The organism is Sulfurimonas sp., from assembly GCF_032250635.1.
In the GTDB taxonomy this organism is placed as follows: Bacteria; Campylobacterota; Campylobacteria; order Campylobacterales; family Sulfurimonadaceae; genus Sulfurimonas.
This window is the reverse complement of the sequence record NZ_JAVVFL010000035.1, coordinates 1-13,341: the sequence shown is the minus strand read 5'-3', so window position 1 is coordinate 13,341 and position 13,341 is coordinate 1. Positions and strand designations below refer to the sequence as shown.

General features: G+C 39.0%; 7 protein-coding genes, 1 tRNA gene and 1 pseudogene. 1 reads left to right on the top strand and 8 read right to left on the bottom strand.

All coding sequences use genetic code 11. The annotated features are described in order from the left end of the window. Positions 1-167 precede the first annotated feature (167 nt). The 4 genes from acnB to RQ763_RS03610 all read right to left on the bottom strand — a co-directional run bounded on the left by acnB (position 168) and on the right by RQ763_RS03610 (position 7,754). Positions 168-2,759 (bottom strand): bifunctional aconitate hydratase 2/2-methylisocitrate dehydratase, encoded by a 2,592-nt coding sequence (gene acnB / locus RQ763_RS03625; protein ID WP_314151244.1) that lies wholly within the window; start codon positions 2,757-2,759, stop codon positions 168-170. A 122-nt stretch (positions 2,760-2,881) separates the two neighbouring features. Next, positions 2,882-3,280: a hypothetical protein gene (locus RQ763_RS03620; protein WP_314151243.1), complete on the bottom strand. Its 399-nt coding sequence runs from the start codon at positions 3,278-3,280 to the stop codon at positions 2,882-2,884. Next, positions 3,280-5,427 (bottom strand): DNA translocase FtsK, encoded by a 2,148-nt coding sequence (locus RQ763_RS03615; RefSeq protein ID WP_314151242.1) that lies wholly within the window; start codon positions 5,425-5,427, stop codon positions 3,280-3,282. The genes RQ763_RS03620 and RQ763_RS03615 overlap by 1 nt, the downstream gene beginning before the upstream one ends. A gap of 224 nt (positions 5,428-5,651) precedes the next feature. Beyond that, positions 5,652-7,754, bottom strand: a complete 2,103-nt coding sequence (locus RQ763_RS03610; RefSeq protein WP_314151241.1) for a flagellar biosynthesis protein FlgL — start codon at positions 7,752-7,754, stop codon at positions 5,652-5,654. A gap of 136 nt (positions 7,755-7,890) precedes the next feature. Between RQ763_RS03610 and RQ763_RS03605 the strand changes: the two genes are divergently transcribed. Next, positions 7,891-7,974: transfer RNA gene (locus tag RQ763_RS03605), tRNA-Leu, on the top strand. A gap of 10 nt (positions 7,975-7,984) precedes the next feature. On the opposite strand, the gene RQ763_RS03600 is transcribed toward RQ763_RS03605, so the two are convergent. From RQ763_RS03600 to RQ763_RS03585, 4 genes and pseudogenes are all read right to left on the bottom strand, one after another. After that, positions 7,985-9,511: a nucleoside-diphosphate sugar epimerase/dehydratase gene (locus RQ763_RS03600; protein WP_314151239.1), complete on the bottom strand. Its 1,527-nt coding sequence runs from the start codon at positions 9,509-9,511 to the stop codon at positions 7,985-7,987. Between the two features lie 224 nt (positions 9,512-9,735). Then, a complete protein-coding gene (locus RQ763_RS03595; protein WP_314151238.1) occupies positions 9,736-10,698 on the bottom strand; it encodes a glycosyltransferase family 4 protein in 963 nt (320 codons plus the stop codon). 532 nt (positions 10,699-11,230) lie between these two features. Continuing rightward, positions 11,231-12,427 carry a Fic family protein gene (locus tag RQ763_RS03590; RefSeq protein WP_314151237.1) on the bottom strand — a complete coding sequence of 399 codons (1,197 nt, stop codon included), beginning with the start codon at positions 12,425-12,427 and terminating at the stop codon, positions 11,231-11,233. Positions 12,428-12,943: 516 nt separating this feature from the next. Continuing rightward, positions 12,944-13,341 (bottom strand): annotated as a pseudogene (locus RQ763_RS03585) (epimerase); the annotation flags it as partial.

Below are 13,341 nucleotides of genomic sequence, written 5' to 3'. Positions count from 1 at the left end.
AACAGAGTAAAGATAACTTTTGAAAATCAGAAACAGAACCATACAATAGAGAAGTCGATTTTTATTCCAAAATATCCTATTGAGTTCGATATTATAAAAGATTGATTTAGTGAGTAAGTGAAGTTTTACAGAAAAGGTCTAGAACCTTTTCTGCGCTATTTTGGAGTTTATACGGCTTTAATTTTAACACCATATTTCTCTTCAGCTACGCTACGATCCTCAAGATGGTAGTTTTTAATCTCATTGAAGTTTAGGTATTTATAAACATCAGCTTCTTTTCCAGCAAGCTTTGAAGGTACAATACTCATATACTCCTCTACCGTAGGAATTCTGCCCAACTTAGAACATACCGCTGCAAGTTCAGCAGAACCAAGATAAACCTGAGTACCTTTACCTAAACGGTTGTCAAAGTTACGAGTAGATGTAGAGAAAACTGTCGAGCCAGGACGAGCACTTGCCTGATTACCCATACAAAGTGAACAGCCAGGTACCTCAGTTTGTGCATCTATGGATTTAAAAACATCATAGTACCCTTCGTTGATTAGCTGTTGCTCATCCATACGAGTAGGCGGAACTATCCAGAATTTCTCAACTGCAACATTGCCTTCACCGCGCATAACTTCGCCGGCAGCACGATAGTGACCTATGTTAGTCATACAAGAACCGAGGAATACTTCATCGATTTTCTCGCCTGCAACTTCACTTAAAAGTTTAACATTGTCAGGATCGTTCGGACAAGCAACTATCGGCTCTGTTATTTCATTAAGGTCGATCTCTATAACCGCTGCATACTCTGCATCAGCATCAGGCTGCATTAATGAAGGCTTGCTTAACCACTCTTTCATTTTATCTGCACGGCGCTGCAAAGTACGAGCATCTTGATAGCCATCAGCAATCATCGCTTCGATAAGTGCGACATTTGACTTTAGGTATTCAACAACCGGCGCTTCATTTAAAAGTACTGTACATGCAGCAGCAGAACGCTCTGCAGAAGCATCTGAAAGTTCAAATGCCTGCTCTGCTTTAAGATTAGGAAGACCTTCGATCTCTAAAATACGTCCGTTGAAAATGTTCTTCTTGCCTTTTTTCTCAACAGTCAAAAGACCCTCTTTGATCGCATAATAAGGAATAGCGTTTACAAGGTCACGAAGTGTGATACCCGGCTGCAATTCGCCTTTAAATCTAACAAGCACAGACTCAGGCATAGTAAGAGGCATAGAACCTGTAACCGCAGCAAAAGCGACGATTCCCGATCCACCAGGAAAAGAGATACCGATAGGGAAACGTGTGTGGCTATCTGCACCTGTTCCTACCGTATCAGGAAGAGTCAAACGGTTTAACCACGAGTGGATAACTCCATCACCAGGACGAAGTGCAACACCTGAGCGCTTAGAGATAAAATCAGGAAGCGTATGATGCATTACAACGTCTGAAGGCTTTGGATACGCTGCGGTGTGACAAAATGACTGCATAACCAAGTCAGCACTAAAACCAAGTGCAGCAAGCTCTACAACTTCGTCTCTTGTCATTGGTCCAGTTGTATCTTGGCTTCCAACAGTTGAAGTTACCGGCTCAACATACATATCAGGACGAACTCCTTCCATGCCGCAAGCACGGCCTACCATCTTTTGAGCAAGAGTGTAGCCCTTACCACTATCTGCAGGCTGATCTGCGGTTAGGAAGACATCAAAAGCTCCCATACCAAGAACGCCGCGCGCCTTAGCAGTTAAACCGCGACCGATGATAAGCGGAATACGACCGCCTGCTCTAACTTCATCCGTAATTGTGTTTGGGTTTAGTTTAAACGTAGCGATACATTGACCATCTTTATGAGCCTCGCCCTTATATGGATAGATAGTAACAACGTCACCGCTCTCCATCTGAGTAACATCAAGCTCTAAAGGCAGCGCGCCTGAATCTTCACATGTAGCAAAAAAGATAGGAGCAATAATTCCGCCAAGAACAACACCACCGGTGCGCTTGTTTGGAACACCGGGGATATCTTCGCCCATGTGCCACTGAACAGAGTTAACACCTGACTTTCTTGAGCTTCCCGTTCCTACAACGTCGCCGACGTAAGCAATAGGATTGCCTTTTTCTTTTAGTTTTTTGATAGTGTTAATCGGGTCATCCATCTTTGAAACAAGCATAGAATTTGCATGAAGTGGGATATCTGAACGGGTAAACGCTTCTGAAGCAGGTGAAAGGTCATCTGTATTTGTCTCTCCCGGAACTTTAAAAACAGTAACAGTAATCTCATCGGCTAATGCCGGCTTTGAAGTAAACCACTCAGCATTTGCCCATGAAGTCATAACCTCCGTAGCGTGTGCATTTCCGGCTTTATGAAGCTCTTCTACATCATTGAATGCATCATACACAAGAAGAGTATGCTTAAGAGCCTCTTTTGCAGTTTCAACAACTTCAGAGTTTTTTGAAGTAAGCGCATCAACTAAAGGTTTTACATTGTATCCGCCAAGCATCATGCCCATAATTTTCGCGGCATGTGCAGGTGAAATAGCCTTAACGCTGATTTTTTCAGAAGCAACATCATTTAAAAATGCCGCTTTTACATACGCAGCATCATCAACACCCGGCGAAACACGGTTTGTAAGAAGATCTATATTCTGATCCATATCGCCTTCACCGGCTTTAATCATCTCAACTAATGCAGCAGTTTGTTTAGCAGAAAGTGGAAGTGGTGGAACACCAAGTGCCTCTCTTTCAGCTATATGCGCTCTATACTCTTCTATAAATGCCATTGTTATTCCTATTTGTAAATTTATGAGTGATTATAACTAAATATGTAAACAGTAAAACACTAGTGTTACGAAACTAAACAAAAGCAGCAAATATTATTTAAAATATGTTTAATTTAGTAACACTATAGATTTCTAAACTTTAGCTCGGCATCTATTGTATCTCTATTTTTACCGCTGTAGTTACTTTTTAACCACAAGAGGTACGAATCCGGCAGTTCTGAATAATCTAAACCTTTATATCTACCAAATTCTATCCTTCCTTTTTTCTTTTGTGGTAATAAAATATTTTCTTCGCAAATAGCATTAATATTGACATGCTTTAATAAAAAAACAAAATCATTGAATTCTAAATTTTTGGGAACAAAAAAAGTATATGTATTAAAATCAAAAAGACCATTTCTAATACTTACAAATGTCTCTATTATTTGTATTTCAGGAACTGTAAGCTGCTCTAAATTTTTTACATAGACACTAAAAGAGTTGTGAAGTTTTGTAAAAATAAAGTGCGGCTTAGTGCTCATTATAAGATTTCACGAATCCCTTTGGAGTTTGGGGATGACAAAATACCCTCGCCTTCTAGCTGTTCTATAAGTCTGGCAGACTTGTTATAACCTATTTGGAGTTTTCTCTGTAGGTACGATATAGAGGTTTTTCTATCTGATAGAACAACATTTCTAGCTTCGCCAAAGAGAGGGTCAAGCTCCTCGTAAGTATCGCTTGATGAGGAGCCATCTTCACTCTCTTCTACCAAAAAGCTTTTGTCGTAGTTCGGCGCTCTTTGTGATTTTATGAAATCAACGATTTTTTCTATCTCCTCTTCCGTACTCCACGGTGCATGAAGACGCACTAAACCTGTTGAACCAGGAGGCGTAAAGAGCATATCTCCTTTTCCAAGAAGCGACTCTGCACCCTGCTGATCCAAGATAATTTTAGAGTCAACTTTCTGCCCTACTCTATACGATATACGCGAAGGAAGATTTGCTTTGATAAGTCCTGTTACGACATCGACTGAAGGTCTTTGAGTTGCTACGACAAGGTGTATTCCCGAAGCTCTTGCCATCTGTGCAAGCCTTGCTATAGAGTGCTCAACATCTTTTCCGCTTGTCATCATAAGATCTGCAAGCTCATCTATAATAACCACTATATAAGGCAGATGTTCTCCGCCCTCTTTTTTTACCTTCTCGTTATAACTCTCAATATTTTTTGTTCTGTTTTCACTCATAAGAGAGTAGCGTCTCTCCATCTCGTGTACCATGTTGTTAAGTGCGACAATCGCCTGTTTTGCTTTTGTAATAACAGGAGTGAGCAGATGAGGAATGTCATTATAGATAGAAAATTCAAGCATTTTCGGGTCAATCATAAGCAGTCTTAGCTGATCGGGCGAGTTTTTATAAAGAAGCGAAAGAATCATCGCATTTATACCTACACTCTTTCCGCTTCCCGTAGTTCCTGCAATAAGAAGATGGGGAAGTTTTTTAAGGTCGGTTATAAACGGTCTACCGACTATATCTTTACCCAAAACGATAGTAAGCGCAGACGATGACTCTTTAAAAAGCTTGCTATCGAGTAAATCTCTGAGATATATCGTGTCAATCTTCTCATTCGGTATCTCGATTCCAACGACATCTTTACCCGGAATTGGCGCCTGAATACGGATAGTCTCCGCACTAAGTGCCATTGCCAGATCATCTTGGAGATTGAGAATTCTGGAGACTTTCACATTTGCCGCGGGCTTAAACTCAAAAGTTGAAACGACAGGACCTGCGTATGTTCTGACAACATCTCCATCTATCTTAAAATGCGCAAGTTTTTCTATAAGAAATTTAATTTTCCCATCCAACTCAGTCTCATCTACGCTATGCGCTTTATTGTTTGGTTTTTGCAAAAAATCAACAGAGGGAAGTTTAAAGTTTTTAGGCTTTTCAACCACGCCTTTTTCAATAGACTCCAAAAGCTTAGCGTTCTCCTCAAGCTCATCGACTATAATTGCGTTTTTCTGCTCTTTTATCTCATTTACAAGCTCTACGATATTGCTTTGCTGTTTTGTCTCTAAATGCTCCAAAGACTCTTTTGGCTCTTGCGGCTGCTCAATTTTTGGAGCACTCTTTTTTCTGAGATATGCTGGCTTGTCTATCTCCTCTTCAAAACTCTCATCTGCTTTTTGTTCAACTTTTTTCGTCTCTTTTGGGATACTTATCTGAGGAGCAAAAAATCTTTTCTTTGTTCTGTGTAAGAATATGTCGACCATTTCATGGGCACTTCTGTCAAAAACAATAACCACAGAGAGTAGAGTTATGATAAACCAAAATGTCCAAAGCCCAAACGAACCTATGTATGGAGATAAATAATCTACAAAACCGGCACCTATAGCTCCGCGGAAACTATCATTTACCAGCATTGCCTGCGCCAAAAGTGATGAGAAAAGGAGTAAAAAAGATGCAACTACAAGCTCAAATTTTCTTATATTTAAGCTGCTGTCCTTATAAAAAAAGTACAGAGGAATCATAAAAATAAATATATATGCGTAAGAGATGTAACCGAAGTATTTATGATTGTATGATGCAAAAGCGGTACCGTATCCGCCCATGAGAGCAGTACCGCCCAAAACAGTAGAAAATCCAAGATAGATTAGCAAACCAAAACTTACAATAAATATAGCATCTTTCAAACTACAGCTTCCTTTTCATTATCTGATGTTACGCGCTAAAACGAACGCGTCCATTTTAGAGGCAGGGACAAATGTCCCTACAACCCCCTGAAGCTACGAAAAAATAAATTTTTCGAGAACTACAAAGTATTTTCACGGACTTTTTGTAAAAGTGCGTAAGGTTAATTATTAAATAAAATGAAGTATAACAAAAAATGCTTTATAAAGGATTTTAAAGCCCTGTATTAGAGATAATTGACAAGGCTAAGTTTTGACACCTTCGCTGCAGTTGAGAGAAGGGCCTCATAGTTGGTATTTAACCTTGCAAGGGTCAATGAAGCCTCAGCTAAATCCGTATCAACAACACTTGATCTTAAACTCATGGCACTTATCTCCAAAAGTCCTGTTCTTTGTATAGATGTATCTAGAGCATTTGTCTGCACACCGACTTGGGAGTGCGCTCTATAAACATGGTCTTGAAGATCATCCATCATTGCAATGGCATTTTCAATACCCACATTTCTCACATCTCCGCTGCTAGCATCAGGATAGAGTTTATAGTTCTCAACAGACTTTATCACTTCATCAAGAGTCTTAAAAAAGTCTGTTTTTGGGTCACGCACCGTTATCGCATTGTTGGTGTTAAAGGTCATTACAGAAGCATCTGCCCCTACTGTAAAATCACCGCTGTTTGCATCATAGATGGCAAGAGTCGCCTTAGTATTGCCGGTGCCTATCTCTTCGAACTGCATTTTGCCGTCATGGGTTAAAAATGTTCTTCCCATCAGGTCTGCTGTTTCAATCGCCGCATCATATTCAGCATCAGTTCCGGGAGCAGTTGCTGGAAGATTGCCAGTTGTGAGCATATTTACAACATCCATAAACTGTTTATATGTCATATCATCGCCATTTACAGCTGCCCTTGGCGTTCCAACATCGTAAATATTGTATGTATTTCCACCCACCGTAAAAGTCGAACCTGCCGTACTCAAATCAACCTGTGCACTGTAGGCAATTCCGTTTATATTCGTGCCCTCTACTACAAATGAAGTCCCATCAAGCGTGCCGGCAGTTCCTTGTGAAAGGTCCGCCACATCAGAGAGTTTAGTAGAAGCCGTTGCAAATGCGTTTGTATCTCTTACAATTTGTGTAGATGCCGAAGAGAGCGTTGAACCCTCTTTGCTAAACTCCGTCCTATCATAGATAGTACCCTCAATGCTATTTGTAGCCAAAACTCCATCAGCAGATGATAGTGATGATTTAATAAACTCTTTTACATATAGATTTGGATTTACAGCGGTAGATGTGCCAAGCATTATCCTGTCAAAATTTGCCTCTCCATCCCCTAAATCGTCAATATTAATAACATCAGCCGCTACCCCGCCGCTTAGATCCGTCGCACCGACCATATGAAACTCTATCTTGCTGGAGCCTTTGATTTTATCTTCCACTACAATCTGTCCATTTTGGTTCATGCTGACATTTACGACATCCACCTCAGGAGTATTCCCGTATAAATCACCGATTTCTTTTAAAAGATCGCTAATCTTCTCATCATCGCTCATTGCAATTTTTTCTTTAAAAGAGACACCATCGCTTCTTGTTCCATTAACGTAAAAGAAGTGCTTATCAACTCCTACGTCAACTGCATTATCGCTATCGCCCATAAGATCACGGATAGTATTACTGCTTGTAATTGGCGTGGAAGCTCCAACAACAGTTGAATCTGTAAAATCAGGATATTTGGCACTTAAATTTGTTTGAACGACATTTGTTGAGACTTCTCTTTGCACTAATCTCTTCTCACCGAGAAAAAGTTCTGCACCGCTTATGTTGTACTGCTGAGATGTTTTTGAGCCGGTAAATGCTTCCAATAGTCCGTCGTTACCCATGTAGGTACCATCATCAGCTATAGGTCTTACGTCAACTGCTGTGCCTGAGAAAAGATACTGACCATTAATAGAGGTATTTGCTAGATTTTTAAAATGATCTTCTATTGATCTTAGCTCCTGCGCTATTGCATCAAGCGAAGTCTCGTCATTTGTTCCGTTTGCAGCATTTAAAAGAAGAGTTCTCGTGCGGTTCATCGATGTTTCAAATTCGCCCAGCACCGAGTCTGTTTGATCCGACATTTTAAGAGCACTCTCAGTACTCTTTTTTATCTGTCCAAGAGTTGAAATCTCGTTATCAAGCCTCATAGTCTCCGTAAATGTTCTAATGTCATCGTGAGCATACTGAATTTTAAGTCCCGATGCTATCTGTTTGTTTACATTAAAAAGAGCTTCGTTTAGTTGTCCGTTATGTTCACTATATATACTCTTGTAATACATACCGCTTGTAATTCTCACATCACACCTCCATCTATTTTATGCCGTCTTGTTCTAATGCATTAAGCAATACAAGTTCCATTTGAACTACATCGGCAAAAACTTGTTTACTTATAACTTATATTTAAGCAATAACTCACTATTATTTCGACTCTAAGCCAGAGTGGTGAAACGGTATACACGGCGGATTCAAAATCCGCTGCCTTCGGGCGTAGGGGTTCAAGTCCCCTCTCTGGTACCACAAATGTTTTCTAGTTTACCTTATGATCAAACTCTGGAACAATCTCTTTTAACTTTCCTAACTTATCTTTTGTAGAGACCAACTCAAAAATATCATGATTTAATTTCACTATATCGTACTCGCTTTTTCCTGCCACTGTTATTGACTCGTACTCGGTATTTGCCTCGCTCTCGTCTATTAGTAACTCTTCATAAAGCTTCTCTCCAGGGCGAAGACCTACAAACTCGATTCCTACGCCCTCGCTACCGGATAGCTCTATCATTTTTTGCGCTAAATCAACAATCTTTACAGGCTCTCCCATATCAAGTATAAAGATCTCTCCGCCTTTTCCAATCGAAGCGGCCTGAAGAACAAGCTCACAAGCTTCAGGGATGAGCATAAAATATCTTGTAATATCAGGATGCGTTATTGTAATTGGTCCACCCTGCTCTATTTGAGACTTAAATTTTGGTATAACACTTCCGCTGCTTCCAAGAACGTTTCCAAACCTAACTGCAACTATCTCTGTGCTGTTTGCCTCAACATTCTCTAAAGAAACTACGTTTTGAGCATATAGCTCACAGATTCTCTTTGTCGTGCCCATAACATTTGTAGGTCTGACGGCCTTGTCGGTTGAAATAAGCAGAAATTTTTTAACACTGTGTTTTATCGCACAGTCTATTACATTTTTTGTCCCTACTACGTTGTTTATAATTGCCTCCGTTATGTTCTCTTCTACTAGAGGCACATGCTTGTAAGCGGCTGCGTGGATCACGATGTCGGGCTTATGTTTTTCAAAGGTCTTCTCAAGCAGATCTTTATTGACGACAGACTGCATTACAAGTGCAGGTTTATGCATAGCCAACTCTTCTGCAATAGCATAAAGATTGTATTCGCTGTGATCAAGCAAGACAAGCTCTTTTGCGCCAAATGTGGCACACTGCCTAGCTATTTCGCTCCCTATACTTCCTCCCGCACCGGTGATTAGCACCTTTTTATCTTTTATAAACTTTTCAATTGCTCTTTTGTCCAAATCTTTTGGGTGGCGGGCAAGCAGGTCTTCTACGCTTATATCTTTTAGCTGCGCGGAAAACTCTTTGTTTTTTAGTATTTCATCAAATGAGGGCAATATTTTTATGGATTTAAAACATGGACTTAGCTTTTCATATATCTCTTTTACCCTCTCTTTAGATGCGGAAGGCATAGCGATTACAAGCAGGTCAAGCTTGCCATTTTTTGATATAATTTTCTTCAAAACCTCTTTTGAGACTATTTTTATGCTGTCTATTGACCTCTTTTGTAAAATAGGGTCATCATCTACAAAATATTTAACCTTATACTCGCTGTTTATAAACTCCTCTTCGAGCTTTATTCCAGCTTTTCCAGCACCGTAAATAACCGCCGATTTTGTTTTTGCCATTGTATTTTTGTTGATAAAGTAGTAGTAAACATACATAAGAAAGTTTATGCTGAAGAGATACAAAAACAGCTCGCTTGCCAGCAGTGAGAAGTGTACTTTTCCGTAAAAAAAAGGAAAATAAACTACAAAAGCGGCCATGTAGACCATGCTTTTTAGTAAAAATGTTCTCTGAGTCGCTTTTGACCAGCTTAGACTATAGTCCTTGAAAATAAGTAAAGACGCAAATATTCTAACAATTATCACACCCGCTATAACTTGCCAAGAAACAGGAGTGTGAAATATAAAAAAAGTCCACCAAAACGTCAATGTAGTAAGAATAATGATTACCAAAAAATTCAATATTCTCTTGTCTATGTTAAACACTATTCAAACCTTTTTCTGCCGTCTATATACTTTACGGCGCTATATAAAATCATTCCCATAAGAAGAAATGCCGCAAAAACATTATCTACAAGATAAACAATCCAGAATAATACAATATTTAAGCCTGTTGAAGCAATAACAACACAACTATGGCTCAATCCACTCTGCGTAAGTCTTTGATATGCATGCTTTTTATGTGCCTGAGATAGTTTTTCACCCTTAAGCTTTCGTCTTATGAGAGTCAGTGTGGCATCAAACCAAAACACTCCAAAAAGTATAATCCATATCCAAAGATTTTGAGTTGATTCGTTTGCATAATACACCGTAAAAATTGCGACCGTATATCCAAGAAGCGTGCTCCCGACATCGCCCATAAATATCTTTGCCCTATGCCAGTTCCAAAACAAAAATCCAAGCACCGAAACAGCCAAAACCATAAAGTGCTCTCCGCCGAAGAGTATTAAACCAGCGAGAGCCAAAAAGAGAGCTTCGCTTCCCGCGTAACCGTCGATGCCGTCTAAAAAATTATAGAGATTTATAAACCAGACTATCATAAAAAATGCAAAAGTATTGGTCACTATCTGATTTTCTGCTGTAAAAAATCCAAAATCTATCGCCTCTAAACCGCCAAGAGCTACCAATCCGCCAATAGCTACACCACTCTGCACCAAGAGCCTGACCTTTGGACTAAGTTCGAACAAATCATCCGCGTAACTCACAGCAGACACAACCACCCCCATCATAAGAGCGTAAAAAAGATTTGGCTCAATCATCTCGTACATGTAGAGATAAACAAGCCCCGCAAACCAAGTAAGCGCTATGGCAATTCCGCCGCCATGAGGTGTCGGCACATCGTGAGAACTTCTCTCATTCACCTCTGCAACAAGCGATTTCTTGATGGCATAGTTTTTTATGAGGTATGTAAGAGTAAATGAAGCTATTAGCAGTAATATATAAATCAAATATTTTCTCCGTTTCTTGAAATTGTTTTTAAAACATCTGAAAAACAAGACTCCGTCCTGTCACATAAACACTTCCCGTCCCGTCACTTGAGCACTTCCTATCCCGTCACCCTGAGTAAAGCGAAGGGTCTCTTTAGAACCCTCAAACTAGATTCTTCACTTCGTTCAGAATGACGGTCGAGAGAGATTCTTCACTTTGTTCAGAATGACGGACGAAAGAGATTCTTCACTTTGTTCAGAATGACGGACGAGAGAGATTCTTCACTTTGTTCAGAATGACGGACGAGAGAGATTCTTCACTTCGTTCAGAATGACGGTCGAGAGAGATTCTTCACTTCGTTCAGAATGACGGACGAAAGAGATTCTTCACTTTGTTCAGAATGACGGACGAAAGAGATTCTTCACTTTGTTCAGAATGACGGACTCACATGTCACCCTGAACTTCCCATCCCGTCACTTGAGCACTTCCCATCCCGTCACCCTGAGCGAAGAGAAGGGTCTCTGTAGAACTTCTCACCATGTATCATCAATTTTAATCCTTGTCCGGAATTAAATTTGGCATTAAATATGAAGCAAATGTTGTGTTAAATCTGATTCTTATTGCACCTTTTGGAGTATCGGATTCTATATATCCTCTTTCAATAAGAGTTTTAATTATTGCTGTTGCTGTCCTATCACTCTTTTTGATTATATTTTTAACCTCTCCACGAGTCACTTCTCCTTTAAGCAATAACTCTTTTAGTATTATTGATGAAGATTCAGGAAACGGTTCCATGCCTAACAAACCACTATTAGCCAAAAGAATAAATTTATCTATTTTATTTGCTAAAGAATTTAATTGTAAGTTCTCATTCATAAATTTAATTTGATCTAATGAAGTATCTAACATAAATTTCAAATAGTATTTCAGCCCTCTTAAGGACAAAGGACCTCTTCCATCAGTTGAACCCTGTTGCTGCATATCTGCAAATCTTAAATGCTTTCTGTAGCCTTCATTATCTCTTGCTAATCCTCTTGAAATATTCCAAAGACCATATCCTTCAATATTAACATTCAAAAAAGCAGTATCTAAAAATAGTCTGGACACTCTTCCATTACCATCCAAGAATGGATGTATCCAAGTCAACCTATGATGTGAAGATAATATATATAATAGTTTCTTTGCCTTTGTAGAAAGATTGTATATAGATTTATATTGATTTTCAAATTCATTGAACATTGAATCAAGTTGTGTATATTCCGGCGCTATATGCTTGCTTATATAGACATCATGATCCCTAAGTATTCCAGGTGTCATGTTTATAATAGAATCTTTATGTTTAATATCTAAAAAAGGCTCCATCCCCTCTTTAGTATAAAAATTATTATGAATTGAGAGCACAGAATCTTTTGTAAAAATATTATCAACATCAGTAGCCATAAGTTCTAATTCTTTTTGAGTATTTATATAGGCTATTGATAAAAATTGAAGATTTCTTTGTCTATTATCATCAAAAAAATCTTTTTTCATGGCTTTTTCAATATCTAGAGGATGAGTACCTTCAGATTCTATTAGATTAGAATAATAACTATTTGTTGTTCTTAGTAAATCTTTTATACTCTTTAACACTATTTTATTATGATTACCGCCAAGAGCAGCACTTTTTATACATACCTCTTCCGCTAGCCAAAGCAATTCTTCATCAATATTGCTATTCATATCTGTTGGTAAAATTGGTGTAAAATACATTTATTCTCCCATATTTAGAAAATTATAGCATAAATTGCGGATTATTTTGCAGATAAAAAATATCAAAAAAACCCTATAACACTTACTCTTAAAATTAATTCACTTGAATTTATCTCTTTTAATTGCGGATTATTTTGCGGATATATATAATGTTGTTGTACCCATCCCGTCACCCTGAGCACTTCCCATCCCGTCACCCTGAACACTTCCCATCTCGTCACCCTGAACACTTCCCATCCCGTCACCCTGAGCGAAGGGAAGGGTCTCTGTGAAACCTTCAAACTAGATTCTTCACTTTGTTCAGAATGACGGACTCACATGTCACCCTGAACACTTCCCATCCCGTCACCCTGAGTAAAGCGAAGGGTCTCTCTGGAGCCCGCAAACTAGATTCTTCACTTTGTTCAGAATGACGGACGAGAGAGATTCTTCACTTTGTTCAGAATTACGGACTCACATGTCATCCTGAACTTCCTCCCGTCATCCTGAACAACGTGAAGGATCTCCGCACAACTTCTAACCATGTATCATCAACCTCACACCTTCTTCCACACTATAAGGATTTGTTAAATTCAACTTCTCTTTAGTAAGCGTATTATCAACCTCCAAACTCCCGTAAAGTCTCTTATGGAACGATGGTTTAAGCAACTTTAGCAAACTCTCAAAAAATGGTATTTTTATCAAATATATTTTTTTATCAAGATTCTTTGCTATCAACTCAATAAGTCTCGTAGTACTTAGCGGTTTATCATCGCTTGCCAAAAACACTCCCGAAGCCGTCACTCCGTGCTTGATGCGGAATCCAATCACTTCATCTACCAAATGGCAAAGATTGCCGATATACACCATACTTCTTTTATTTTCTATGCCGCCAAATGGCAAAACAGGCACTTTCTTTACCAAGCTGACAAGAT

What these genes read in the sequence shown, in the direction of transcription:
- RQ763_RS03600 (WP_314151239.1), bottom strand. Translation starts at nt 9,511, where the DNA reads ATGGCCGCTTTTGTAGTTTATTTTCCTTTTTTTTACGGAAAAGTACAC.
- RQ763_RS03620 (WP_314151243.1), bottom strand. Translation starts at nt 3,280, where the DNA reads ATGAGCACTAAGCCGCACTTTATTTTTACAAAACTTCACAACTCTTTT.
- acnB (WP_314151244.1), bottom strand. Translation starts at nt 2,759, where the DNA reads ATGGCATTTATAGAAGAGTATAGAGCGCATATAGCTGAAAGAGAGGCA.
- RQ763_RS03590 (WP_314151237.1), bottom strand. Translation starts at nt 12,427, where the DNA reads ATGTATTTTACACCAATTTTACCAACAGATATGAATAGCAATATTGAT.